Source organism: Xanthomonas campestris pv. campestris str. ATCC 33913 (genome assembly GCF_000007145.1).
Lineage (GTDB): Bacteria > Pseudomonadota > Gammaproteobacteria > Xanthomonadales > Xanthomonadaceae > Xanthomonas > Xanthomonas campestris.
This window is the reverse complement of record NC_003902.1, coordinates 4,578,177-4,604,301: the sequence shown is the minus strand read 5'-3', so window position 1 is coordinate 4,604,301 and position 26,125 is coordinate 4,578,177. Positions and strand designations below refer to the sequence as shown.

General features: G+C 66.7%; 21 protein-coding genes. 10 read left to right on the top strand and 11 right to left on the bottom strand.

All coding sequences use genetic code 11. The features are described 5' to 3' along the window. Window positions 1-91: 91 nt before the first annotated feature. Window positions 92-268, top strand: coding sequence for a hypothetical protein (locus XCC_RS22165; protein WP_012439469.1), 177 nt, complete (start codon window positions 92-94; stop codon window positions 266-268). A 10-nt stretch (window positions 269-278) separates the two neighbouring features. Here the strand turns inward: XCC_RS22165 and XCC_RS20065 are convergent, their stop codons facing one another. From XCC_RS20065 to ubiK, 3 genes are all read right to left on the bottom strand, one after another. After that, window positions 279-788 (bottom strand): lipocalin family protein, encoded by a 510-nt coding sequence (locus tag XCC_RS20065; protein ID WP_019238055.1) that lies wholly within the window; start codon window positions 786-788, stop codon window positions 279-281. Window positions 789-1,169: 381 nt separating this feature from the next. Next, window positions 1,170-2,690, bottom strand: coding sequence for a YifB family Mg chelatase-like AAA ATPase (locus tag XCC_RS20060; RefSeq protein WP_011038949.1), 1,521 nt, complete (start codon window positions 2,688-2,690; stop codon window positions 1,170-1,172). Window positions 2,691-2,705: 15 nt separating this feature from the next. Then, complete coding sequence (gene ubiK, locus XCC_RS20055) at window positions 2,706-2,978, bottom strand: ubiquinone biosynthesis accessory factor UbiK (RefSeq protein ID WP_011038948.1); 273 nt, start codon at window positions 2,976-2,978, stop codon at window positions 2,706-2,708. A gap of 154 nt (window positions 2,979-3,132) precedes the next feature. Here ubiK and XCC_RS20050 point away from each other — a divergent pair, with 154 nt between their 5' ends. Further along, complete coding sequence (locus XCC_RS20050) at window positions 3,133-3,507, top strand: P-II family nitrogen regulator (protein WP_029217016.1); 375 nt, start codon at window positions 3,133-3,135, stop codon at window positions 3,505-3,507. Window positions 3,508-3,781: 274 nt separating this feature from the next. Here XCC_RS20050 and XCC_RS20045 read toward each other — a convergent pair whose 3' ends face one another. Continuing rightward, complete coding sequence (locus tag XCC_RS20045; RefSeq protein WP_019238054.1) at window positions 3,782-4,441, bottom strand: RIO1 family regulatory kinase/ATPase; 660 nt, start codon at window positions 4,439-4,441, stop codon at window positions 3,782-3,784. Between the two features lie 528 nt (window positions 4,442-4,969). On the opposite strand from XCC_RS20045, the gene XCC_RS20040 reads away from it, so the two are divergent. Continuing rightward, window positions 4,970-5,752 (top strand): hypothetical protein, encoded by a 783-nt coding sequence (locus XCC_RS20040; protein ID WP_011038945.1) that lies wholly within the window; start codon window positions 4,970-4,972, stop codon window positions 5,750-5,752. Window positions 5,753-5,866: 114 nt separating this feature from the next. On the opposite strand, the gene speE is transcribed toward XCC_RS20040, so the two are convergent. Next, window positions 5,867-6,724, bottom strand: coding sequence for a polyamine aminopropyltransferase (speE, locus tag XCC_RS20035; protein WP_011038944.1), 858 nt, complete (start codon window positions 6,722-6,724; stop codon window positions 5,867-5,869). Between the two features lie 241 nt (window positions 6,725-6,965). Between speE and speA the strand changes: the two genes are divergently transcribed. From speA to XCC_RS20020, 3 genes are all read left to right on the top strand, one after another. Continuing rightward, window positions 6,966-8,852, top strand: a complete 1,887-nt coding sequence (gene speA, locus XCC_RS20030; RefSeq protein ID WP_011038943.1) for an arginine decarboxylase — start codon at window positions 6,966-6,968, stop codon at window positions 8,850-8,852. A gap of 944 nt (window positions 8,853-9,796) precedes the next feature. Beyond that, window positions 9,797-13,720, top strand: coding sequence for a non-ribosomal peptide synthetase (locus XCC_RS20025; protein ID WP_230309654.1), 3,924 nt, complete (start codon window positions 9,797-9,799; stop codon window positions 13,718-13,720). Continuing rightward, window positions 13,713-15,047 (top strand): glycosyltransferase, encoded by a 1,335-nt coding sequence (locus XCC_RS20020; protein WP_011038941.1) that lies wholly within the window; start codon window positions 13,713-13,715, stop codon window positions 15,045-15,047. Before XCC_RS20025 ends, XCC_RS20020 begins: the two co-directional genes overlap by 8 nt. Before the next feature lie 269 nt (window positions 15,048-15,316). Here the strand turns inward: XCC_RS20020 and XCC_RS22510 are convergent, their stop codons facing one another. After that, entirely contained in the window at window positions 15,317-15,535 is a 219-nt protein-coding gene (locus tag XCC_RS22510; protein WP_016944942.1) for a hypothetical protein, read from the bottom strand. A gap of 189 nt (window positions 15,536-15,724) precedes the next feature. On the opposite strand from XCC_RS22510, the gene XCC_RS20010 reads away from it, so the two are divergent. Beyond that, window positions 15,725-16,849 (top strand): acyltransferase family protein, encoded by a 1,125-nt coding sequence (locus XCC_RS20010; RefSeq protein WP_011038940.1) that lies wholly within the window; start codon window positions 15,725-15,727, stop codon window positions 16,847-16,849. 360 nt (window positions 16,850-17,209) lie between these two features. Here XCC_RS20010 and XCC_RS20005 read toward each other — a convergent pair whose 3' ends face one another. The 5 genes from XCC_RS20005 to radC form a co-directional block, all read right to left on the bottom strand. Further along, the gene (locus tag XCC_RS20005; protein WP_011038939.1) at window positions 17,210-17,965 is read right to left on the bottom strand and encodes an SDR family NAD(P)-dependent oxidoreductase; all 756 of its coding nucleotides are present in this window, start codon (window positions 17,963-17,965) and stop codon (window positions 17,210-17,212) included. Between the two features lie 24 nt (window positions 17,966-17,989). Continuing rightward, window positions 17,990-18,547, bottom strand: a complete 558-nt coding sequence (locus tag XCC_RS20000; RefSeq protein WP_011038938.1) for a hypothetical protein — start codon at window positions 18,545-18,547, stop codon at window positions 17,990-17,992. Between the two features lie 6 nt (window positions 18,548-18,553). Further along, window positions 18,554-19,414, bottom strand: coding sequence for an SPOR domain-containing protein (locus XCC_RS19995; RefSeq protein WP_011038937.1), 861 nt, complete (start codon window positions 19,412-19,414; stop codon window positions 18,554-18,556). Between the two features lie 46 nt (window positions 19,415-19,460). Beyond that, window positions 19,461-21,149, bottom strand: a complete 1,689-nt coding sequence (gene argS, locus XCC_RS19990) for an arginine--tRNA ligase (RefSeq protein WP_011038936.1) — start codon at window positions 21,147-21,149, stop codon at window positions 19,461-19,463. Between the two features lie 87 nt (window positions 21,150-21,236). After that, window positions 21,237-21,914, bottom strand: coding sequence for a RadC family protein (gene radC / locus XCC_RS19985; protein WP_011038935.1), 678 nt, complete (start codon window positions 21,912-21,914; stop codon window positions 21,237-21,239). Between the two features lie 96 nt (window positions 21,915-22,010). On the opposite strand from radC, the gene coaBC reads away from it, so the two are divergent. The 3 genes from coaBC to XCC_RS19970 are packed head-to-tail and all read left to right on the top strand — an operon-like array spanning window position 22,011 to window position 26,083. Further along, window positions 22,011-23,270: a bifunctional phosphopantothenoylcysteine decarboxylase/phosphopantothenate--cysteine ligase CoaBC gene (gene coaBC, locus XCC_RS19980; protein WP_011038934.1), complete on the top strand. Its 1,260-nt coding sequence runs from the start codon at window positions 22,011-22,013 to the stop codon at window positions 23,268-23,270. Then, window positions 23,258-23,725, top strand: coding sequence for a dUTP diphosphatase (dut, locus tag XCC_RS19975; protein WP_029217103.1), 468 nt, complete (start codon window positions 23,258-23,260; stop codon window positions 23,723-23,725). The genes coaBC and dut overlap by 13 nt, the downstream gene beginning before the upstream one ends. Before the next feature lie 15 nt (window positions 23,726-23,740). Further along, window positions 23,741-26,083: a phosphomannomutase/phosphoglucomutase gene (locus tag XCC_RS19970; protein WP_029629066.1), complete on the top strand. Its 2,343-nt coding sequence runs from the start codon at window positions 23,741-23,743 to the stop codon at window positions 26,081-26,083. Window positions 26,084-26,125: the final 42 nt, after the last annotated feature.

Here is a 26,125-nt window from a genome sequence, read left to right as displayed (position 1 = left end):
GTCGGGGCAGCGGGTAGGGTCAGGTCGTCGGCAGTGCTGCACTGATCCGACACCTCGGCGCCATGCTGGCGCCCTCGATGGAGAACGACCCATGACCCAACAGAAAGAACGCGTCGGCGGCACCGATGCAGTGCCGATCTTCAAGATGCAGGAGGCCACCCGCGACGGCGAGGTGACCAAGTACGTGGTGGGCGACACCGGCGTCGCCTTCGACAGCCTGGAGGGCGCGCAGGCCGCCGCCAAGGACCTGGGCACCCTCAACAACTAGCGGTGCCGCGCTACGGGAGCGGCTGCTCGGTCAGCCGCCCCGTATGCGGGGTGTGGATCAGCGGCGCCAGATCGAAGCCCTGCTCGCGTGCATGGGCCAGATAGGTCTGCGCGATGTTTTCGTCCAGCTGCGGCAAGCGCGCCAGCAGCCACAGGTATTTGCGATCCGGGCTGCCAACCAGCGCAGCGGTGTAGTCGCTATCGATGCGCATCACCCAGTAGTCGCCTTTGGTGAAGGGAATCCAGCGCAAGCCTTCCGGCAAAAAGGTGACTTCAAGGCGTGCGCCCGTTTCATCGATCGCGCGTGCCTGCCCAACCGCTTCCTCGAGCTCGCCCTTGGCGGTGAAGCAGCGGTTCTGCACGCGGATGCCGCCGTCGGCGTCCAGCGAATAATGCGCAGATACATCGGTGCAATCGGCATCCTCGAAACGGATCGGCAGGCGGGCGATCTCGTACCAGGTGCCGAGATAACGGCTCAGGTCCAATGATGCGACGGTGGACAGGTCGGGATGTCGGCTCATGGCGGCCTCTGTGCAGTGGGATCGCCGCAGTTGTACGCGCACCGCCATGAATCGGGTGTCGGCATGTGGTGCGGGGTGGCGTTACGCGCTGGTTGTGGGCTCCTGCGATTGACCACAGCGGGCTGTTTCGAGCAGGCGCCGCGCAGTGCGCGTGCCGAGCAGATTAACGCAGCCAGGTGCAACGCAGGCGTGCGGCCACGCAGCGCACGGCACACGCAGTGTGTTGATCGAGCAGCGCAGAGCAGCCTGGCTACGAGTCCTGCGGTGACACCACAGCGGCCATGTGTCTTGCCTGCACCATGACCCCCGCATGCGTCTGCCGCAGGTTGCGTTGCCAGAGCCGTCAACCAAGACCCGTTATAAGCCATCAACCAAGACCCTTCATGCGGCGCTGGAGGTATCAAGGGCACGGTCGAGTTTGCGGTAGCCGATGGCTTCGGTGAGGTGACGGGTGGCGATGTCGGCGCTGTCGTCGAGATCGGCGATGGTGCGCGAAACGCGCAGGATGCGGTGCATCGACCGTGCGGACAGCTGCAGATGTTCGATGGCGCGTTCCAGCAGCAGCTGATCGTCATTGCCCAACCGGCAGTGGCGGTCGGTGGCGGCCTGGTCCAGCCGGGCATTGGGCACCTGCGCACGTACCTGCTGGCGTTCGCGTGCGGCGGCAACGCGTGCACGCACGCTGGCACTGTCCTCGCCGGTCGCACCGCTGCGCAGTGCCTGCGGCGGCAGGCGCGGCACGTCGACGTGCAGGTCGATGCGATCCAGCAGCGGCCCGGAGATGCGGCTGCGATACCGGCGGATGGCGTCACCACTGCAGCGGCATCGCCCGCTGGCGTCGCCGGCCCAGCCGCACGGGCAGGGATTCATTGCGGCGACCAACTGGAACCGCGCCGGGAAGTCCATGCTGCGCGCGGCCCGCGAGATGGTGACCACGCCGGACTCCAGTGGCTCGCGCAGCACTTCCAGGGTCTGCCGCTGCCATTCGGGTAGCTCGTCCAGGAACAGTACCCCGTTGTGCGCCAATGAGATCTCACCCGGGCGCGGATGGGTGCCACCGCCCACCAGCGCCACCGCGCTGGCGGTATGGTGCGGGGCGCGATAAGGACGTTGCCGCCAGCGCGCCAGGTCCAGGCCGCGTCCGCTGATGGAGGTGATGGCGGCGGTTTCCAGCGCCTCGGCCTCGCTGGCGTCCGGCAACAGACTGGGCAGGCGCGAGGCCAGCAAGGTCTTGCCGCAGCCAGGGCTGCCGACCAGCAACAGGTGATGGCCGCCGGCCGCGGCGATCTCCAGCGCCCGGCGCGCATGCGGTTGCCCGCGCACGTCGGCCATGTCCGGTAGCGCGCGGGCGCCGAGCGCCACGATCGCCAGTTCGGCGGGCGGTGGCGGCTGGGTGCCGTTAAGTGCGGCGCACACTTCCAGCAAGGTGCGCGCGGTAAAGGCCTGCACATGTCCGGCGATGGCCGCCTCGGCGCCGTTGGCCAGCGGCACGATCAGGCGCCGCCCGGCCTGCGCGGCGGCCAGGGCCGCAGGCAGCACCCCATCGATGCCGCGCAGCTCGCCGGTGAGGGCCAGCTCGCCGAGGAATTCGTAGTCGGCCAGGGCCTGGCGGTCGATCTGCCCGCTGGCCGCAAGGATGCCGAGCGCGATCGGCAGGTCGAAGCGGCCGCCGTCCTTGGGCAGATCCGCCGGCGCCAGGTTGATGGTGATGCGGCGTGCGGGGAATTCGAACTGTGCGCACAGCAAGGCGGCACGGACCCGTTCGCGTGACTCGCGCACCGCGGCCTCGGGCAGGCCCACGATCTGGGTGGAAGGCAGGCCGCCGGAGAGATGCACTTCCACCCGGACTTCAGGCGCGTGCACTCCCACGCGGGCACGGCTGTGCACCAGCGCCAGACTCATGGGGGCGGCCTTGGGTCAGGGGGTTGGAGAGGTGGGCGGCGCGTTGCCGCTGCGCGCTTCCAGCGCCGCGACCGTCTGCTCCAGCGCGTCGAGTTTTTCGCGTGTGCGCAGCAGCACCGCGCGCTGCACATCGAACTCTTCGCGGGTGACCAGGTCCAGCTTGCCCAGGCCAGCCTGCAGCGCGCCCTTGAAGGTGCTCTGCAGTTCTTCGCGCGACTGGCGCAGGCCCGGCGGCACCAGGTCGCTGAGGCGGCGGGCAAGGTCGTCGAGTTGATTGAAATCGATCATGGCAGTTCTCCGCAGGTCCGTAGGAAGCCTAGTGCAGGCCGGACATACGGGACATCGGCGGGGCAGTCGGCAGGTGGTAAGGATAGTCCCATTCGGCTGTCGGCCGTGGCGGCCCCTGCCATCGGATGGGATGAGTGTTGCGGCGGTCCACGGTATGCTGCGCGCCCGTCATTCCTGGGACTTGCCCCCGATGAAAATGATCATGGCCATCGTCAAACCGTTCAAGCTGGACGATGTGCGCGAAGCACTCGCCGGCTGCGGCGTCGCGGGCATCACGGTGACCGAGGTCAAGGGATTCGGGCGCCAGAAGGGCCACACCGAGCTGTATCGCGGCGCCGAATACGTGGTCGACTTCCTGCCCAAGGTGAAACTCGAAGTGGCGGTGACCGACGACCAGGCCGAGCAGGTGGTGGAAGCCATCGTCAAGGCGGCCGGCACCGGCAAGATCGGCGACGGCAAGGTGTTCGTCTACGACCTGGGCAGCGTGGTGCGCATCCGCACCGGCGAACTGGACGGCGACGCGCTGTAAGGCACGTTCGTCCGTGGGATGCATGACACGCTCCCAGGTAGTGCTTGGTGCTGGGCAGTGGGTGGAGACGCTGGTGGACCTCGCCACGACGTGATCGACGGCGCTGCCATGCGCGCATGCACGTGCATCTGGATGTGATCGTCTGCGGACGACCGCAGTAGCCCGACTTACTACGGGCACAGACTTATCGCAGTCCGCAGTCCGCAGTCCGCAGTCCAGTTGATCCCACCAGCCTGCGATCAACAACGCACCGCAAGCCCACCCCTGCCGGGTCTCAGGCAGCGCCACCCTTCAGCCACCGATACAGCCGCTTCCAGCCGTTACGCACGCCGCGCACCCAGCCTGGTTCGGCGGTGAGCGCGGCTTCGGCGTCGCTGGGCGCGATGCCGACCAGGCGCCGACGCATCTTCTGGAAGTTCGCCACATCGCTGCGCTGCAGCTGCCGCGACAGCGTGCTGCGGCGTAACCAGCGCGGGAACCGCCACGCCGAGGTGAAATCGATCAGCACCGGCACTCCGGCGCTGACCACCACGTTGGTGCCATGCAGGTCGTTATGGGTGATGCCCACCGCATGCAGGCGGCGCAAGGCGTGCTGCAGCTGCTGGAAGACTTCCTGCCCCACCACCGCGCTGGCGCTGAGCGTGTCGCCGGGAATGAACTCCATGCCCAGCGCCAGGCCGCCCAAGGTGCCGAGCAAGGCCGGTGCATGCTTCCAGCCCTGCAGGCGCCGCAGCATGTTGGCCTCGTGGCGCACCATCAGCCGCGCGATCGGCGCCAGCAGGGTGCGCCGGTAGCGGCTGTAGTCCTTGACCACCGCCAGCTGCCCATCCAGATGGATGCGGTAGACGGTGGGCTCGAGCAGGCGGGTGCCTTGCTTGAGCAGCACGGGGGTGGCGAGGGTCAGGCTGGCGGTATCCAGCGCTTGGTAGTGCATGACGGCTCTCCGGACTCTGGGGGCGCGGGAGTGGTCACGCGTCTGCAGGTCCACGGTGATCGCAAGGATCGGGACCGACTAATTTTAGAACTTTCAAATTCTGAAATTAGATTTGTTAAAAAAATGAAATGTTCCGGAGGTGGAACGTTTTGCCAGATCAGTCACTTGGGCGATCGTGCCGGGGCAGGCGGTTGCTGGAGGTAAATGCCGAGGTGGCGCAGCACAACGGCTATGTTGAGACGAGGCACGGCTGACAGCCCGGAAGGACCAGGCATCGCGCCTCAACCGTCCATCGGAAACCGGTCACTTAACGTCTTGACCGCGCATGAGACTCCAGGCACTGTGCCGCTGCGGTCAGGGGGCTGCATCACTCGCGCGCGTGCCAAGGCGTGCGCGCCGCGTGCCATACGGTGATGTGGGGAACGCCTCCAGCTACTGACGGCAACTGCGCCACTTCCGGACGCCGTTGGGCCATGCCTGCGCGCGCAAGGATGCGGAAGACGATGGAGTTCCACACATGGGGATGCGATGAAAAGGACCGCAACACTGCTGTTGGCCTGCACGGCGCTTGGCGTCACGGCACAGGCCTCGGCGCAATCGTTATCGCGCGGCTGGGACAGCTACCGCCAGCAGCAAAAGCAGCAGGCCGGTACGCAGGGGGCGGAGGCGCCTGCCTCAAGTACGCAGCAAACACGCGTCACGTCGCCGCAGTCTACAGATGCGAGCGGGACCGCCAGCGATGGAATGACTACCGCCACTGCGCCGTACCCGGTCGTGGACACGACACCAGCACCAGCGTATGCACCACCGCCACCACGCCAGGAAGAACAACGCCTGAAGAGTGGCGCGTTTATCGGTGTGCAGGGCGGCCAGGGCAAGGTGTACGAAAGCATCGACCAGGACATGCTTGGCCTCAACGCCGGTTATCGGTGGCGGGCAGGTCCGGTGACGTTGATCGGCCTCGAGGCCGCAGTTGGAAAGCTGGCCCGTATCAGTGATCACGACGGCTACTACGTTCCTAGCGTGGAATTCGGCAGTCTGGGCGGCATGGCGCGCTTCAACTTCGGCGACAGCCCACTGTTTGCCGTCGTGCGGCTGGGATACTGGTCGGCTAATTCACAAGGCGACTCGAACGAGCGCGTTTCCGGCGGCTATGCCGGTGCGGGCGTTGGCGTCGACCTCGGCCGGCACGCGAGCTTGAGCGTGCTCTATACGAACTATGTGTACGCCAACGATTACTACTACTCGGATGAAGACATCACCATCAATCGCGCAGAAGTGCTGAACGTTGGTGCCGAAGTGCGCTTCTGATCAGACGCGCGTCGGAACTGCAGATGTGGCAACGGGGCGGATGACAACATCCGCCCCGTTCTCGTTTCACACGACGCCGGCAAGCGCGTACTCCACTGCCGGCGTTTCTCACGCTTACTCGCCCAGCGCCTTGGCCACAAACGGCGGTGCCACCAGCACGCCGGTGTGCAGGTGCGCGGTGTAGTACAGCGTGTCGAAGCCCTTGGCCTGCGCGTCGGCCTGGCGGAAGGCGAAATCCGCGTTGGCCTGCTTGCTGGCCATGGTCACGCTCCACCAGCCGGTGGGGTAGCACGGCTGCGGGAACGGCAGGGTCTTGAACGACTGGAAGCCGGCCTTGCCCATTTCCGTGCGCATTTCCTTGATCAGGTCCAGCAGCGCCAGCGGCGATTCGGATTGCTGCACCAGGATGCCGTCGTCCTTGAGTGCCTTGAAGCAGCTCTCGTAGAAGGACTTGTTGAACAGGCCTTCGGCCGGGCCCACCGGGTCGGTGGAATCCACGATCACGATATCCACGCTGCCGGCCGGGCAATTGGCCATGTAGGCCACGCCGTCGTCGAACAGCAGCTCGGCGCGCGCATCGTCATTGGAATCGCACAGTTCGGGGAAGTACTTCTCCGACATGCGGGTGACCTGCTCGTCGATGTCGCACTGGGTGGCGCTTTCCACGCCGGGGTGCTTGAGCACCTCGCGCAGCGTGCCGCAGTCGCCGCCACCGATGATCACCACGCGCTTGGGTGCGGCATGGGTGAACAGCGCCGGGTGGCTGATCATCTCGTGATAGAAGAAGTTGTCGCGGCTGGTGAGCATCACCGCGCCGTCGATGATCATCAGCTTGCCCCAATCGGTGGTCTGGTAGATCTCGATCTTCTGGAACGGAGACTGCACCTCGTCCAGCTTGCCGCTGATGCGGTAGCCGATGGCCGAGCCGGTGGGCTGGAAGTGTTCGATGTACCAGTTGTCGTTGGTGCTCATGCGGACGTCCTAATCGAAAAGAAACGGGCTGTTCCTGCTCCCGGCGGGAGAAGGTGGCGCACGGCGCCAGGTGAGGGTCGGGGCGCAGCCTGGTGCAGCCATGCGGCTGACGGCCAGGTCCGAGCCCTCGTCAGCCCCGTTTCCATCGGGAACAGGGCGTCAGATCGGCGCGGATTGTAACGGACCCTCGGCATGCCAGGCGTTACAATTCACGCCCTTTTGCCCCAGCCGAGACAACGAAATGAGCGATTGGTCCCTCGACCAAGCCCGCAAGACCTACTCGATCCCGCATTGGGCCGATGGGTATTTCGATGTGAACGACGCCGGCCATGTGGTGGTCAGACCGACCGCCGACGGCCCTGCGGTGTCGCTGCCCGAAGTGGTGGATGCCGCGCGTGCGGCCGGCGCCAAGCTGCCGCTGCTGGTGCGCTTCCCGGACATCCTGGGCCAGCGCCTGGGCAAGCTGCAGGCGGCGTTCGCCCAGGCCCAGGCCGATTGGGACTACGCCGGTGGTTACACCGCGGTGTACCCGATCAAGGTCAACCAGCACCGTGGCGTGGCCGGCACGCTGGCCAGCCACCACGGCGAGGGCTTCGGCCTGGAAGCGGGCAGCAAGCCCGAGCTGATGGCGGTGCTGGCACTGTCGCGTCCGGGTGGGCTGATCGTCTGCAACGGCTACAAGGATCGCGAGTACATCCGCCTGGCGCTGATCGGGCGCAAGCTCGGCCTGCAGACCTTCATCGTCATCGAAAAGCCCTCCGAGCTGAACCTGGTGCTGGAAGAGGCGCGCGCGCTGGACGTCAAGCCGGGCCTGGGCGTGCGCATGCGGCTGGCGTCGCTGGGCGCGGGCAAGTGGCAGAACAGCGGTGGCGACAAGGCCAAGTTCGGGCTGTCGCCGCGCCAGGTGCTGGACCTGTGGAAGTCGCTGCGCGACACCGAATACGCCGATAGCCTGAACCTGCTGCATTTCCATATGGGCTCGCAGATTTCCAACGTGCGCGACATCGCCAACGGCATGCGCGAGGCCACCCGGTATTTCGTGGAACTCTCGCGCCTGGGCGCGAAGATCAGCCATGTGGATGTCGGCGGCGGCTTGGGCATCGACTACGAAGGCACGCGTTCGCGCAGCTATTGCTCGATCAATTACGGCCTGCATTCGTACGCCAGCAACATCGTGCAGCCGCTGGCCAGTGCCTGCGAAGAGCACGGCCTGCCACCGCCGCGCATCGTCACCGAATGCGGCCGCGCGATGACCGCGCACCACGCAGTGTTGATCGCCAACGTCTCGGAAGTGGAGCAGGCGCCGGAAGGCCGCGTGCCGGATGCGCACGACGACGAGCCGGCGGCGATCCGTCACCTGCGCGAGATCCACGACGAGCTCGATGTGCGCCCGGCGGTGGAACTGTTCCAGGAAGCGCAGCACTTCCATGCCGAAGGGCTGAGTGCCTACGCGCTGGGCCAGATCGACCTGACCCACCGTGCGCGCATCGATGACCTGTTCTACGCCATCGCCCACGGCGTGCGTGCGCGCCTGAGTTTCGACGAAAAGAGCCATCGCCCGGTGCTGGACGAGCTCAACGAGCGGCTGGTGGACAAGTACTTCGTCAACTTCAGCGTGTTCGAATCGATTCCGGATGTGTGGGCAATCGATCAGGTGTTCCCGATCGTGCCGATCGAGCGCCTGAACGAGGCGCCGCAGCGGCGCGGCATCATCGCCGACATGACCTGCGATTCCGACGGCATGGTCAAGACCTACGTCGAGAACGAAAGCCTGGACAGCTCGCTGCCATTGCATGGCTTGAACCCCGGCGAGAGCTATCGCATTGGCTTCTTCCTGGTGGGTGCCTACCAGGAAATCCTGGGCGACATCCATAACCTGTTCGGCGATACCGATGCGGTGGAAGTGGCGGTGGACGGCACCGGCTACCGCATCGCGCAGCAGCGTCGCGGCGACACCACCGATGTGATGCTCGACTACGTGGGCTATCAGCTGGACACCCTGCGTGCTACCTATGCCGAACGTATCGCCGCGGCGCAGTTGCCGCCCGAGCGCGCGCAGGAATTGCACGACGCCCTGGAAGCCGGCCTGACCGGCTACACCTATCTGTCCGACGAGCCGTTGGGCTGATGGGCAGCTGCGCTGCGGCAAGTGCCGCAGCGCAGTGGGGGTGGTGTGTGCGCATGCCTGCCACGGAGCAGGGTGCACTTGTCAGCCTTCTCCAAGCCGGGTAATGCATTCACACGCCCGCGCCACGCGCGATGCGCATCGACCGATTAGAGTGACCAACGCCGCACTTTCTTGTGCGTAAGGCCTGCCATTGGCCGCATGCGTGTGCCGAGAAGGCGTAGGCAATCGCTGCGCGTTGTTCCCGAAGGTTGCTACCCGCCGATGACAGTTCGGCGACTGTCAGATGATCGTGCGAGGACACGCCATGCTTGCTAAAACGTTCGCCGCTCTCTGGAGCCCGTCCGATTTCGGTAAGTGATTCGCTCTGCGGCGCAGTTATACCAATAGCGTTACGCAAAGTGGTCTTACTCGAGCCTCCATCCGATGCGTTGCGATGGATGAAGACTCCGAGTATGCGTGGAGGCTTGAGTGCACGAATGCAGCCTTTATCAGGCGCTTCTGCGGCAGCTGCGATCGCGAAGTGCGCGCGCGCGACCTATGCATCAATAACACTAGTTCAAATCACGCTTCGGTAAAAATATTTGCGCACGACGCGAAAACCGTGATTTTTGCACGGTTTATTGCGTGCACAGATTGTTAGTGTTTATTAACTTGTATCGACGCAAGGGGCTTTTAACAGTCAACTGCAATTCAGTCGACTGTGCGTCGCGTTCGTGTGCGTCTCCATTGTGCGTTTCCATCGCGTATTGCCGGAAGATGTCGGTGATCGATGGTGTTGCTCACCCCCATGATCTTACAAGGCAGCAAGGTCTCGCCTGCATCCTGATGCTGCAATGCGGTGGGAACGCGCTGGATCACTGCACGCCAACAACAAGGAACGCACATCAATGCACGCTGACTCTTCCCCGACACATCCCCTGACCAGAGCGCAGCGCGGGCTGTGGGTGGCCAGTAAGTTGCATACCGACAACACCTTGATGTTGTCCGAAGCATTGGAGTTGTTCGGCCCGCTCGATCCTGAAGTGTTGCTCCGTGCCAGCCTGCAGCTCACGCGCGAGTTCGACACGCTGCGGCTATGCATCGTCGAGCACGACGGCGTGCCCAGCCAGGTGGTGATGCCCGAATACACCGCGCCGATCCATTATTTCAACTTCAGCGACGATCCTGCGCCACGGAATGCGGCCGAGCATTGGGTGGAAGAGGAGATCCGCAAGCCGGAGGATCTGCAGAACGGGCCGTTGTGGCGATGTGCAGTCTTCCGTCTGGGTGAAGACCATCACATGTGGGTGCAATGTGTGAGCCATCTGGTGATGGACGGCTATTGCGCTTCGATCATGATGCAGCGCATGGCGGTGTTGTATACCGCCTACGCCACCGGGTGCGAGCCGGCACCTGCCGAGTACGGCAGCGCGCTGTCGTTGATCGAGCTGGAGCAGCAGTACCGCGACTCTGATCGCTTTCAGCGTGATCGCAATTACTGGATGGAGCAGCTGGCCGACCTGCCACCGCCGACGACCCTGGCGCGCCCGGGCAACCAGCTGTCCACCGGGTTGTTGCGTGGCACCGGGGAATTCTCCCCGCAGCAGGTGGTGCAGCTGCGGGCGCTGGGCAAGCACTACGGTGCCAGCCTGCCGCAGATGTTGATTGCGCTGATTGCCACGTATTACTACCGCTGCACCGGCGCAGAAGACCTGGTGCTGGCCATGCCGGTGACTGGCCGGATCAATGCACGCTACCGGCAGGCCGCCGGGTTGGTGGCCAATGTCATTTCGCTGCGTCTGAAGATGGACCCGCAGCAGCCGGTGCATGCACTGTTCGCGCAGGTGGCCTCCGTGGTCAGGAGTGCACTGCGGCACCAGCAATATCGCTTCGAGGATGTGCGCCGCGATCTGGGCCTGTTCGGCATCGAGCAGAAGTTCGCACGCCTGGCCGTGAATATCGAAGCCTTCGACTATGTACTGCGGTTTGGCGAGGCCTACGCGGTGCCGCATAACCTGTGCAATGGCCCGGCCGATGATCTGACCATCTTCTGCTACGAGCGTGGCGACGGTGCAGCGTTACGCTTTGATCTGGATGCCAACCCGGCGTTGTATGACAGCGAGGAGCTGGCCGAGCATTGCCGCCGTCTGACCCATCTGGCCGATGCCGTGCTCGCCGATCCGGAGTGCGCGCTTGGTCAGGTCGATGTGCTGGGCGATGCCGAGCGCCAGCGTCTGCTGCACACCTGGAACGCCACCGCCGCGCCATTGCCGGAGCCGAGCACCTTGCTGCACGGCATGCTGCAGCGTGCCGAGCTGATGCCCGCTGCGGTGGTGGTGCAGTACGACAACCGCACGCTGGATTACGCCACGCTGTGCGAGCTGGCCGCGCGCATCGCCGCGCAATGGGTGGACGATGGTGTGCGCCCGGGCGATGTGGTCGCCATCGCGTTGCCGCGCAGCGAGCAGTTGCTGGTGGCATTGCTGGCGGTGATGTGGAGCGGGGCGGCGTATCTGCCACTGGACCCGGAAAGCCCGGCCGCGCGTAACCGCCAGATGCTCAACGATTCCGGTGCCATCGCGCTGGTCTGCGAGCCTGCGCTGTGCGAGCGCTATCTGCTCGGCGGCATGGTCTGGCTTGACCCGCGCCCGGCCGTCTTGCCCGCCGCGATCGCCCCGCTGGCGCAGCCGGATGGCACCGCCTACGTGCTGTACACCTCCGGCTCGACCGGTGTGCCCAAGGGTGTAGAAGTCAGCCATCGCAACCTGGCCAATTTCCTGCATGCGATGGAGCAGGAACTGGCATTGCGCCCGCGCGATCGCGTGCTGGCGGTCACCACCATCACCTTCGATATCGCCGGGCTGGAACTGTATTTGCCGCTGCTGACCGGCGCGCGCGTGGTCATTGCACCTGCGGGGATTACGCACGATCCACGTAGCCTCTCGCGCCTGATCGCCAACGAACAGATCAGCGTGGTGCAGGCCACGCCGTCGTTGTGGCGCATCCTGCTGGCCAACCAGGAGCTGGCGCTGGACCGCGTGCATGCGCTGGTCGGCGGCGAGGCCCTAGTGCCCGAACTGGCCGCGCAACTGCTGAGCCGCGTGGGCCGTTTGACCCAGTTGTACGGGCCCACCGAAACCACCATCTGGTCGACCATCATGCCGCTGCAGCTGAGCGACGCGGCGGCGCCGCCGATCGGCCGGCCGTTGCTCAATACACGCGTGTACGTGCTCGATGCGCAGCGGCAGCCGTTGCCGACCGGCGCGGTCGGCGAGCTGTACATCGGGGGCGCGGGCGTGGCCAAGGGCTATCGCGGCAAGCGGCAGCTCACCAGCGAACGGTTTGTGCACGACCCGTTTGCCGATGACGGCAGCACCATGTACCGCACCGGCGATCGCGTGCGTCAGCGCCGCGACGGCCTGCTGGAATTCATCGGCCGTGCGGACGGGCAATTGAAGATCCGTGGCCACCGCGTGGAGCCGGCGGAAATCGAAAACGCACTGCTGCTGCATACGCAGGTGGCACAGGCGGTGGTGGTGGGGCATCACGATGGTGCCAACGCGTTGCAGCTGCTCGCCTACGTGGTTGGCAAGCACGGCACCGCGCCGTCCACCGAGCTGCTGCGCGCGCATCTGCAGCAGCGCCTGCCGGCATCGATGATTCCCACGCTGTGGATGCCGTTGCAGGCGCTGCCACTCACGGCCAATGGCAAACTCGATCGCCGCGCGTTACCGGCGCCGGGCGCTGTGCCGCAGCGTGCGCATCTGGCTCCGCGCGATGCACTCGAACAGCAGCTGGCAGCGATGCTGCAGGACGTGCTGGGCATTGCCGTGGTGGGCGTGGACGACAACTTCTTCGAGCTTGGCGGCGACTCGCTGCGCGCTGCGGAAATGGCGGCACGCTTTCCGCAGCTGTTTGGGGTGGAACTGCCGCTGGGGACGCTGTTCCATGCGCCGACCATTGCCGGGCTGGCCGAGGTGGTCCGGCGCAGTACCCATACGCCGAACGATCCACTGGGCGTGCTGCTGCCGCTGCGTGCCGGCACCGCAGGCGTTACGCCGTTGTTCTGCATCCACCCGGTGGTGGGGCTTGGCTGGTCGTATCTCACCTTGCTGGGGCAGCTCGACCCGCAGTGGCCGGTGTATGCGCTGCAGTCGCCTGGCCTGAGCGACCCGCTGCACCGCCCGGACAGCATCGAGGCGATTGCGCGCGATTACCTGGCGCGGCTACGCGCAGTGCAGCCGCACGGGCCCTATCGCCTGATGGGCTGGTCGCTGGGCGGGCTGATCGCCCATGCGATCACCGCCGAGCTGCATGCGCTTGGCGAGGAAGTCGAGGTGCTGGCCATGCTCGACAGTTACCCGCATCGCCAGCAGGCCGCGGCGTTGCCGGAATCCGAAGGCGTGCGTGCCTCGGTGCATGCGCTCAATCTGAACCTGGCGCACGGACAACCCATGCCGACCACGGTGGCCGAACTCGCCAGCCTGTTGTGCGATCACTACGGGCTGATGTCGTTGCCGGCGGTGCGTCAGCTGCTCGATCAACGCCCCACGCTGCTGGATGATCTGGGCGCGGTGACCCAGCATCACCTGCACCTGGCACGGCGCTACCAGCCGCGTGCATTGGCGCAGGATGTGCTGTTCGTCGAAGCCAGCGTGCGCATGACCTCCGGTGGCGACGATGCGCTGTGGGTGGACTACCGGCCGCAGGCATGGCGCCCGTATGTCCGCACCCTGCAGCTGCACACCCTGGATAGCGACCACCACTCGATGCTGTCGCCTGCGCACTCGGCCACGCTCAGCACGCTGCTGCATGCGGCGACCTCGAAAACCGCGCGCACCGACGGCTGCATCACCACCGCCAGCGACGGGGTGGCCGAATATGCCTGAGTCCTCCACAGCGTCATCCCAGCGCCCGGTGGTGATCGCCACGCTGGGCACGCATGGCGATGTTCGCCCGATCATCGCGCTGGGCCGTGGCCTGCAGCAGCGTGGTTATCGGGTACGTGTGCTGACCAGCGCCAACTTTGCCGCGTTGATTCTTGCCAACGGGCTGGAGTTCTACCCGCTGAGCGGCGATCACCAGAAGCTGTTGCAGGGGCATCCGGACATCGCCGAGATGCGTGGCGGCTGGCGTGGCATCTGGGGCAAATTGCGTGCTCAGCTGATGGAGTGGGCGCGCGATTGGGCCGACCAGGGCCGCGCCGCCTGCGCCGATGCCGGCCTGATTCTTGGCGTGGGCAGCGCCAGTTTCCTGGCTCATAGCCTGGGCCAGCGGTATGGCCTGCCGGTGGTGTTCGCGCAGTTGCAGCCGCTGACCGCCTCGCGCCATCTGCCGTTGATGGTGATGCCCACCGTGCGCCTGCCCGGGCTGGTGAGCGTGGCGCTGCATCATGTGATGCGCTTTGCCGGCTGGCAGTTGATGCGCCCGGCGCTCAACGAGGTGGTGCGCCCGGCATTGGGGTTGCCGGCGTACCCGTGGAGCGGGCCCGATCGCAGTGCATTGCGGGTGCTATATGGCTACAGCGCGCATCTGTGTCCGCGTCCGCCCGACTGGCCGGAGAGTGCGCAGGTCTGCGGCTTCTGGCAGTTGCCGCAGCCGCAGTGGCAACCGCCGGCGGCGCTGCAGGCGTTTCTGCAAGCCGGGCCGCCGCCGCTGTACATCGGCTTCGGCAGCATGACCAGTAACGATGCCGCGCAACTCACTGCCACCGTCAAGGCGGCGGTGCGCCTGACCGGCCAGCGTGCGCTGCTGGCCAGCGGCTGGGGCGGGCTGGCGGCCGGGGAAGACGCCGACGACGATGCCACGCGCTTTTTCCATCTGGAGCAGGCGCCACACGACTGGTTGTTCCCACGCGTGGCGGTGGCCGTGCATCACGGTGGCGCCGGCACCACCGGTGCGGCGCTGACCGCAGGGATCCCGTCGGTGGTGCTGCCGTTCGGCTACGACCAACCGTTCTGGGCGCATTGCCTGGCCCAGCGCGGTGTGGCGCCGCCGGCGTTGTCACGTAACGGGTTGCTGCCGCAGGCCCTGGCCGATGCCATCGACCAGGCCAGCACGCCGACCATGCGTGCGGCCGCAGCTGCGCTGGGCCAACGCATTCGCGACGAAGACGGCATCCGCCGGGCCGTGGACCAGCTGGAGGCCTGGGCGTTACTGGAGGCCGGCGCGCCCGTCAGCGTGGATGCGCGGAGCACGCAGCCGGCGATGGCCTGAGGCGCGATGGCGTTTGGCATGTGGCGGCGCTGAGGTGAGCAGCGCCGCGATGCATTGCCGCAGCAGGCACGTTTGTCTGGTCGCTGAAGCGCCGGTGCTGGGCGCAAGGCTATAGCGCACGCATCAACTGGCCACCGTGTGACGCGGTCTGTTCCTTGTTGCATGTGGGAGGTATGCCTGCGCTGCGTGCTGGATCTACGCGCAGGCAAGGCCATCTAACGTGAGAGCACTGCGAGCCACCAGGGTTCATCGGGCCACTGGCTGCGTCTTCATGATTGGCCGCGTGATGCGGCGGTGGAGTACGTTTCTGTATCCGCCGTCTGCTCCATGCATGCGCTCGCGACAGTGTTCAAGCAAACGTGCGCCGCTGACATCGGCACTGCGTTGCTTTGCATCATTCGCCCGTCATGCGGGGCGGCCAGTTGGCGCGCGATCGCCAGAATCGCATGCACGCTGGCAGCGTGGTTGCGCAGTGGCATGTCTTTCATGCGTGCACAGGCTTCCTCTGATCCAGGCATGCGTGCACTTGCGGCGCATTGCCACATGCACGTGCGCTGCTGACGCCGGCATTGTTTACTCGCAGCGCCTGCGACACCTGCACGTAATGCACGCGCACCCATCCGTAACGCCGCGATGGTTAGGGCACAATCGGAGTTCTCCCGACTGCCTCTACCCGCATGCGCTATCCGGCTCTCGATCTGTTGCGTGGTATCGCCATCGTGTGGGTGATGCTGTTCCACGCGTTCGTGGTCGGTGGTCTGGGACCGGAATGGGCATGGCTGTCGCGCTACGGCTGGATGGGCGTGGATCTGTTCTTCGTGCTGAGCGGGTTTCTGATCGGCACGCAGGTGCTGATGCCGCTGGCCAGTGGGCAGCGTCTGGATTTCACCGACTTCTACCTGCGCCGCGCTTTCCGCATCTTGCCGGCCTTCCTGGTGGTGCTGGCGGTGTACCTGGCCTGGCCGGGATTCCGCGAGTCGCCGGGCCTGGCGCCGTGGTGGATGTTTGTGACCTTTACGCTGAATCTGCTGGTCGATTACGGCCGTGACGCCGCGTTTTCGCATGCGTGGTCGTTGTGCGTGGAAGAGCATTTCTATCTGTTGTTTCCGCTGCTGGCCACGGTACTGCTGCGGCGTCCGTCGGCGTTGCGCTTTGGCGTGCTGTGCGTCGCGGTGGTCGTGGCAGGCATCGCGCTGCGTGCGGGGGTGTGGCTGCATGACAGCGCGCTGGATGCGGCCGGCGCCGGGCTGCAACGCAACTGGTTTATCGAAGACATCTATTACCCCACCTGGAACCGTCTGGACTGCCTGCTGGCCGGCGTGGTGCTGGCGGTGGTGAAGGTGTTCCGCCCGCACACCTGGCAGCGCCTGCAGCAGCGCGGCAACGCCTTCGCGCTGGCCGGCGTGGCGGTCATGGCGCTGGCGCTGTGGCTGTTCCGCGACCGAACCGGCCTGCTCGGCAATGCAGTGGGCTGGCCGGTGTTGTCGCTGGGCCTGGCATGCCTGGTGCTGGCCGGTACCGCCACCAACAGCGCGCTCGGCAGGCTGCGTGTACCGGGCGCGGCCTGGCTGGCATGCATTTCGTACAGCCTGTACCTGACCCACAAGGCGGTGTTCCACGTTACCCAGACCTGGCTGGGAGCGGCGCTGGACGGGCGCGGCATCCTCGCGTTCGCCGTCTACGGCGTCTGCGCACTGCTGGCCGGGGCGTTGTTGCACTACGCAGTGGAGCGGCCGTTCCTGCGCCTGCGCGGCAGGGTGCTTCGCCGGCGCAGTTCGGCCGTGGTGGCCGAGCCGGCGTAGCGCGCTCGGCGTTGGCTCCTGCGTTGGGTATGCGCTACACCCTTGTTGGCCGAACAGGCGCGCAGCCGTGCGCTGTGTCTGTCCACATCGCGCCAACAAGCAGCGGCTACCGATCGACCAACCCACCGATCTCTCGACGTATCGACGCGAATGAAGAAAGCCGCGCAATGCGCGGCCTTCTGACTTCAGCAGTCGCGTTCATGGACGAGAGCATGTGCAGCCACGGCCATGCACCGGCACGGCTTCAACACGCCCGCAAACGCGGCGTTCGTTCTGCCCACGCAGCGCAGTGCGGCAGCGTGATCACCGGCAATGCGCTTGGCATGCAACCACGCTCGCCTGCCCGCACGCATCACCGCCTCACTGCGCGTCGCGTGCCACCTGGAAGCCTGCAAACGACTGCGTCACCGGCATGATCTCCAGCCGGTTGATGTTCAAGTGCGGCGGCAGGCTGGCCACGTAGAAGATCTGCTCGGCGATATCCTCGGCCGTCATCGGTGTGGCACCGCGGTACAGCGTGTCCGAGGCGGCCTGGTTGCCGCCGGTGCGCACCAGGGTGAATTCGGTTTCGGCCATGCCCGGTTCGATCGAAGTCACACGCACGCCGGTACCGTGCAGATCCGAGCGCAGGCCCAGCGAAAATTGCTGCACGAACGCCTTGGTGCCGCCGTACACATTGCCGCCGGTGTAGGGGTAGGTCGCCGCGACCGAGGCGATGTTGATGATGGCGCCGCGGCGCGCGATCAGCGCCGGCAGCAGGCGATGGGTGAGCGTCACCAGCGCGGTGACATTGGTGTCGATCATCTGCTGCCACTGGCTCAGGTCGGCCTGCTGCGCCGGTGCGGTGCCCAGCGCCAGGCCGGCGTTGTTGACCAGCACGTCGATGTCGGCGAAGTCCGCCGGCAGCGCGTCGATGGCAGCGCCCAGGGCCTGTGCATCGCGCATGTCGAAGGCGGCGGTGTGCACCTGGCCGGCGGGGAGTTCAGCGGCCAGCGCTTGCAGGCGGTCGGCACGCCGGCCGGTGGCGATGACGTTCCAGCCGGCTGCGGCAAAACGGCGGACGGCGGCACTGCCGAATCCGGAGGTGGCGCCGGTGATCAGGACGGTCTTGGACATGGGGGAACTCCTGGGGGACGTGGATCAGGGATGGGGAGCGGCACGTTGCGCATCGGCGGCGGCGCGCCGCGCCTCCAACATCGCCGCGCTGAGCGGTTCGCGTGCGGTGACCTGGCCGTGCTGGACGTGCAACAGCAGATACGGCAACGACTTCGCACTGGCCTGTGCAGGAGCCGCCGCTGCGTCGTGTGCGTGCTCATCAGGCAGGGCGATCAGCAGTTCGCCGTCGCCCCAGTCTGGCAACAGCGGCGCCTGGCGCTGCGGAAACAGCACCTGCAGCGGCAAGTTCGGCGGCGTGTCGGCACAGGCGCCGATCACCATGCGATCCAGCAGCAGGCGCACGCCATCCAGTCGCCAATAGGCCTGGTAACCACGCCAGTTGGCGCTGCAACCGCCCAGCGCCTGGCGCACATGGGCGACGAATCGCTGCCAGGTGGCCTGGTCGTCGAGCACCGCAGATAACGGTTCGGCCAGCAGCGCTGCATCGCGGCCATCGATCTGGATGCGGTCGGGAATCTGCTCGGTGGCCTGCGCCGTGCCGATCAGCCCCCACAGCAGCAGCGCAGCGACCCGGCGCATCACCGGTGTTTACTGCGCCTTGATGGCGATGGCCGGCAGCCCACTGCCGGTGAGCTTCTGCTTGGCCTCGGCCAATTCGCCGGCACTGCCATACGGCCCCATGCGCACACGGTAGACCGTCTTGCCAGCGATGTCGGCCGACTCCACGCGTGCGGCCAGGCCCATCATCGCCAGCTTGGCCTTGGTCGACTCCGCATCGCCCGAGGCGCCGAACGAGCCGGCCTGCAGGATGTAACGGGTGGTGTCGGCCACGGCCGGTGCAGCGGCCGCGCTGGCCGCCGGTTTGGCGGCGCTTGCGGCTGCCGGCGTGGTGACCGCAGCGGTGCTGGCCGGTGCCGGCGTTGCGGCCGGCCGCGCGGGCGCGGTTTCCGGCAACGGTTTTGGCGCGCTTGCGGCGGTTTCGTTCAAGGGCATCGGCACGCTGGTCGTGGGTGTGGCGGCCGCGACGCTGGCCGCTGGCGCCACCGGCTTGCCTTCCAGCGCGGCGCGCGCACGCGCGGCCTCTTCGGCACGCGCGCTGGCAGCCAGTTCGGCATCGGACATCTGCACTTCCTTGCCCGGTAGCAGGGTGTAGAAGTCATACTGCGTCTGCGCATCGCCGGGCTTGACCGCCGGCTTGGCCGGCGGCGCGCTGGGCTTGGGCAACTCGGCCGGTGTGTCGACATCGGTGTCGGCCACCGGAGCGGGCTGCGCATCCGGATTGGGTCGCGGGCCCACGCGCAGGAACCCGTCGCCGTCCTTCTTGAACAGGTTGGGGGCCGCCAGGAAGATCACGGCCGCAATCGCTGCGCCGGCGACCAACCAGACCCATCCCGGTGTGCCATTGCTGGTATTGCGTCGCGCCTGACTCTTACCGCGTCGTGCTGCCATTCACCACTTCTCCGAATCACGTCATTGCGGGCCATGCGGCCGCTGATTACATCTTTTCTGGGGCGCTGACGCCGAGCAGTTCCAGGCCGTTGGCGAGAACTTGCTGGGTGGCCACCGCGAGGGTGAGCTTGGCGTCGCGCTCGGCGGCATCGTCCACCAGCACCTTGCTGTTGTGATACCACGTGTGGAAGGCGTGCGCCAATTCACGCAGGTACTGCGCAATCTGGTACGGCTCCAGCGTCTGGCCCGCCAATTCCACCACTTCGGCGTAGCGCGACAACTCCAGCATCAGCGCCAGCGAATGTTCGTCGTCCAGGCGTGCAAGCTCGGCCATGCCGTGGGTCTGGTCGTACTTCAGGCCCTTTTCCTGCGCCTGGCGCAGCACGCTGCAGACGCGGGCATGCGCGTACTGCACATAGAACACCGGGTTGTCGTTGCTCTGCGCACGCGCCAGGTCGATATCGAAGGTGAGCTGCGAATCGGGCTTGCGCGCAATCAGGAACCAACGCACCGCATCGGCGCTGGTTTCTTCGATCAGGTCGCGCAAGGTGACGTAGCTGCCGGCGCGCTTGGAAAGCTTCACTTCCTCGCCGCCGCGCATCACCGTGACCATCTGGTGCAGCACGTATTCCGGCCAGCCCTGCGGAATGCCCAGCTCCATCGCCTGCAGGCCGGCGCGCACGCGCGTCAGCGAGCCGTGGTGGTCGGCGCCCAGCTCGGTAATGGCGCGCTCATAGCCGCGCTGCCACTTGGTGAGGTGATAGGCCACGTCCGGCACGAAGTAGGTGTAGGTGCCGTCGGACTTGCGCATCACGCGGTCCTTGTCGTCGCCGAAGTCGGTGGACTTCAACCACAGCGCACCGCCTTCCTCGTAGGTGTGGCCGGAGGCGATCAGCTTCTGCACGGCTTCGTCGACCTTGCCGTCCTTGTACAGCGAGCTTTCCAGGAAATAGATATCGAAATCGACGCGGAACGCGGCCAGGTCGTGGTTCTGCTCGTTGCGCAGGTAGGCCACGGCGAAGCGACGGATCGATTCGAGATCGGCCGGATCCTTGGTGCCGGTGACCAGGTGGCCTTCCAGGTCGACGGTGTCGCCCGCCAGGTAGGCCTTTGCGACATCGGCGATGTAATCGCCGCGGTAGCCGTTTTCCGGCCAGCCGGCGCTGTCCGGGGTGAGGCCCTGCGCGCGCGCCTGCACCGACAACGCCAGGTTCTCGATCTGCACGCCGGCATCGTTGTAATAGAACTCGCGCTTGACGTTCCAACCATTGGCATCGAGCACGCGCGCCAGGCTGTCGCCGATCGCCGCCGCGCGGCCGTGGCCGACATGCAGCGGGCCGGTCGGGTTGGCCGAGACGTATTCCACGCCCACCGAGCGGCCGTTGCCGGCCAGCCCGCGGCCGTAGTCGTGCCCCTGCTTGATCACATGAATCACTTCGCGCTGGTAGGCGGCCGGGGTGAGATGGAAATTGATGAAGCCCGGGCCGGCAATCTCCACGCGCGCTACATCGTCACTGGCCGGCAATGCGGCCAGCAGCGCCTGGGCCAGCGCACGCGGGTTGCTGCGCGCAGCCTTGGCCAGCAGCATCGCCGCATTGGTGGCGAAATCGCCGTGCTCGCGGGTCTTGGGCCGCTCGACCACAAAATCCGGCGGCAGGGTGTCGGCGGGCAGGGTGCCATTGGCGCGCAAGGCTTCGATGCCTTGGCCGATCAGTGCGCGGAGTTGGGCTTTCACGTGGGATCTGCTTGGAACGAAACCAGCGATTTTACCCGACCGCGCGGCCGCAGGTCCGAGTGACGATTCAGGTCCCGGCGCGCAGGCTCACGGCACCCAGCCGCGCTCGGCCAGCGAGACCGGCCGGCCATCCCCGATCACGAAGTGGTCGAGCAGCCGGATATCCACCAGCCCCAGGGCCTGCAGCAGGCGCTGGGTGACCGCGCGGTCGGCCTCAGACGGCTCCGGATTGCCGGAGGGATGGTTGTGGCCCACGACCACCGCCGCCGCGTTGTGCAGTAGCGCTCGCCGCACCACTTCGCGCGGATGGATCTCGGCCGCATCGATGGTGCCGGTGAACAACTCCTCGAAGGCGATCGCGCGATGGCGGCTGTCCAGGAACAGTGCCGCGAACACTTCGTAGTTGCGCGCCCGCAGCCGCTGCGAGAAGTAGCGCCCCACGCTGCTGGGATCGCTCAAGGCCTCGCCGCGCTCCAGGTCGCTGAGCAGGTGCCGGTTGGCCAGCTCCAGCGCAGCGCTCAGCTTGCAGGCCGACGCCGGCCCCAGCCCGGGCAGGCGGGCCAGCGCCTTGGCCGGGCGATCCAGCAGGCAGCGCAGCGGGCCGTGCCGGTGCAGCAGGTCGCGCGCGGTGCGCACCGCGTCCTGGCCGCGCAACCCCGAGCCGACAAAGATCGCCAGCAGCTCGGCGTCGGAGAGAACAGCGGCGCCGCGGGCCAGAAGTTTCTCGCGCGGGCGTTCGTCGGTGGGCCAGTCGTTGATGTGCATATGGCCAGATTGCCGGTGCTCATCGCCGACGCCTATCAGGCCGAACGGGGGCATCGGCTAATCTAGTTGTCCTTGTAACGGTAGGACGACCCCGACGTGACCGGCTCCACTCAGGCCCGCCCCCTGGACGGACAGCGCTTGCTGCTGTGCGTCGGCGGAGGCATTGCCGCCTACAAATCGCTCGAACTGGTCCGTCGCCTGCGCGACGCCGGTGCGCAGGTGCAGGTCGCCATGACCAGCGGCGCGCAGCAATTCGTCACCCCGCTCAGCTTCCAGGCGCTGTCTGGCCAGCCCACCCGCACCACCTTGTGGGACAGCGCTGCCGAGCAGGCCATGGGCCATATCGAACTGGCACGTTGGGCCGACCGCGTGATCGTCGCGCCGGCCACCGCCGATCTGCTGGCGCGCCTGGCGCACGGCTTGGCCGATGACCTGGTCACCACCCTGTGCCTGGCCACCACTGCGCCACTGACCGTGGCGCCGGCGATGAATCACCGCATGTGGCTGCACCCGGCCACCCAGGCCAATATCGCCACCTTGCGCGCGCGCGGCGTGGCGGTGGTCGGCCCGGATGACGGCCCGTTGGCCGAGGGCGAATCCGGTCCCGGCCGCTTGGCCGAGCCGGCCGCGATCATCGCGGCGCTGGCCGGTGACGGTCTGCGTCAAGACGCCGCCGCCGCGTCGCCCCCGGTGTTCGTTCCCAGCAGTGCTCAACTCGAAGGCCTGCGCATCGTGATCAGCGCCGGCCCTACCTTCGAGGACCTGGACCCGGTGCGCTACGTCGGCAACCGCAGCAGCGGCAAGATGGGCTACGCGCTGGCAGCGGCGGCCGCACGCCAGGGCGCCGATGTGGTGCTGATCAGCGGGCCGGTGCACCAGACCACGCCCGAGGGCGTGCAGCGCCTGGATGTGCGCTCGGCCGCGCAGATGCGCGATGCGGTGCTGGGCGCGTTTCCGGCCGACATCTACATTGGCGCAGCCGCGGTGGCCGACTACACGCCCAAGCGGGTGGTGTCGCAGAAGATCAAGAAGACCGGCGAGACGCTCACGCTGGAACTGGTGCGCACGCCGGACATCTTGTCCGAGGTCGCCGCGCAGACCGGCGCGCTGAAACTGGTGGTCGGTTTTGCTGCCGAAACGCACGACGTGGAGCATTACGCCCGTGGCAAGCTGGCGGCCAAGCGGCTGGACCTGATCATCGCCAATCAGGTGGGGATCGCCGGCGGTGGCTTTGAAAGCGACAACAATGCCGCCACCGCCTATTGGCAGGGCGGCGAGCGTGCGTTTCCCAGCAGCAGCAAGACGGACCTGGCCGAGCAATTGCTGGCCCTGATCGCGGAGAGATTGCAGGCATGACCCAGTCCTTGCAGGTGAAGTTGCTCGACCCGCGTTTCGGCGATCTGTGGCCGCTGCCGGCCTATGCCACCGAGGCCAGTGCGGGCATGGACCTGCGTGCGGCACTGGAGGCGCCGATGACGCTGGAGCCCGGCGATGCGGCGCTGATTCCCAGCGGCATCGCCATCCATCTGGACGACCCGCAGGTCTGCGCGGTGATCCTGCCGCGCTCCGGCCTGGGCCACCGGCACGGCATCGTGCTGGGCAATGGCACCGGTCTGATCGATGCCGACTACCAGGGCCCGCTGTTGATCAGCACCTGGAACCGCGGCCGCGAGGCCTTCACCATCGAGCCGGGCGATCGCATCGCGCAGTTGGTGATCCTGCCGATCGTGCGCGTGAGCTTGCAAGTGGTGGATACTTTCGTGGACAGCGCGCGGGGAGCGGGTGGATTCGGCCACACCGGCGTGCGCTGACAGGGGAGCTTGACGATGAGCAAGGCGAACGAGCGCAGGCAGGGGATGTCGGGCGTGCGGACGAGTGGACCGGTGTTGGGCGGCATGCTGCTGCTGTTGGCCGCCTGGTTCGGCTGGAACAGCTACGCGCAATGGCGCGAGGACGCGATCGCGCAGACGCTTGAGCAGGCGCGCGACCGCGCCGTGCAGGACGTGCGTCAGGCCATGACCTCGCAGGCCGGCCAGCTGGACGCCGTGCTCAAGCAACCTCAGGTGGTGGCCGCGTTGGCCGGCGGCGATGCACTCGCCGCCGCCTCGGCGATCCGCGAGCGCTTCAAGGGCGCCGAGGATGTGCAGGTGCTGCGCGGCGACCTCAGCGCGGCGTACGACAACCCCAAAGACTTCGGCTATGCGCGGCTGAGCTTGCTTGAGTCGGCGCTGCTCGGCGAACGGGCCCAGGTGCGCGTGGTGCGCGACGCCAAGCAGGTGCGGCTGGGCGTGGCCGCCGCGGTCGCCCTGGGCGGCCAGCCGGCGGTGGCCTACGCACGGCTGCCGTTGCTTCGCCTGACCGGCCCGCTCGATGCCATTGCCGTGCCCGGGCAGGCCTATCTGGCATTGCGCCAGGGCAGCTTCAACGTGGTGGAGCAGGGCGATACCGCGCTGGCGGACGCCGCCGAAACCCTGGCCCGCCCGTTGGGCGACAGCGGCCTGCGCATCGCTGCGGCAGTGCCGCAAAGCGACAGCGGCCCGCTGGGGCTGGGCGCGCTCGGCTGCGCGATCGTGGCGGCATTGCTGCTGGTGATCGCGGTGCTGTTGGTGCTGGCCAGCCGGGGCCAGGTGGCCTTGCCGCGCCGCCGGGTGGCCGGTGATGCGGCCGCAGACGAGCCGACCTTCCGTCAGAGCCTGCAGCAGGACGCCAGCGTGGCCGGCGAGCCCCGCGCGCTGGACGCTGCCACGCCGGCGCCTGCGGCGCTGGTCCCGGCTGTGCAGGTCGCCGCAGAAATGTTCCGCGCGTACGACATCCGTGGCGTGGTGGGCAAGGATCTCAACCCCGGCATCGCCGCGCTGATCGGCCAGGCCATCGGCAGCGTGATGCAGGCGCAAGGCCTGCGCGACATCGTGGTTGGCCGCGATGGCCGTTTGTCTGGCCCGGAATTGACCAACGGCCTGATCGAAGGCCTGCGCCGCGCCGGTTGCAACGTCACCGACATCGGCCTGGCGCCGACGCCGGTGGTGTACTTCGGCGCCTACGAATTGCGCGCCGGCAGCTGCGTGGCGGTGACCGGCAGCCACAATCCGCCCGACTACAACGGCTTCAAGATCGTGATCGGCGGCGAGACGCTCTCCGGTGCAGCGATCACCGAGCTGCACCAGCGCATCACCGAAGGCCGCCTGCATACCGCAGCCAGCCCCGGCGAACTGGAGCAGCGCGACATCAGCGATGCCTACATCCAGCGCATTGCCGACGACGTGCAGCTGGACCGCCCGATCAAGGTGGTGGTGGACGCCGGTAATGGCGCGGCCGGCGAGATCGCGCCGCGCTTGTTGGAGGCCATCGGTGCGGAAGTGGTGCCGCTGTATTGCGAAATCGACGGCACTTTTCCCAATCACCATCCAGACCCGAGCGAGCCGCACAATCTCGGCGATCTGGTGCAGATGGTGCAGCGCTTCGATGCGGATATCGGCGTGGCCTTCGATGGCGATGCCGACCGCCTGGGCGTGGTCACCAAGGAAGGCGCCATCGTCTTCCCCGACCGCCTGCTGATGCTGTTTGCCGCCGATGTGCTGCAACGCAATCCCGGCGCGCTGGTGATCTACGACGTGAAGTGCACCGGCAAGCTGTCCGACTACGTGTTGCGCAATGGCGGCAGCCCGTTGATGTGGAAGACCGGGCATTCGCTGATCAAGGCGAAGATGCGCGAAACCGATGCCGAGCTGGCCGGTGAAATGAGCGGGCACTTCTTCTTCAAGGAGCGCTGGTACGGCTTCGACGATGGCATCTATGCCGCCGCGCGCCTGCTGGAAATCCTCGCCCAGCGCGAAGAGACCCCGTCCGACGTGCTCGGCGAGCTGCCCGAAAGCGTGTCCACGCCGGAGATCAAGGTACCGTTGGACGGCGATGCGCATGCGCTGGTGGCCCGGTTCGTGGAGCGTGCCCAGGCCGGCGAGGAGTCGCCGTTCGAGGCCGCGCGGTTGTCCACCATCGATGGGCTGCGCGCGGATTTCGGCGACGGCTGGGGCCTGGTACGTGCGTCCAACACCACCCCGATCCTGGTGCTGCGCTTCGAAGCCGACACCGCTGTGGCGCTGGAACGCATCCGCGCGCTGTTCCGCAGCGAACTGCAGGCGCTGCTGCCGGATCACCCGCTCGCATTCTGAGCACGGCAGCCGCCGAGCCACTGCGCTGGCCGCATCGGCCGC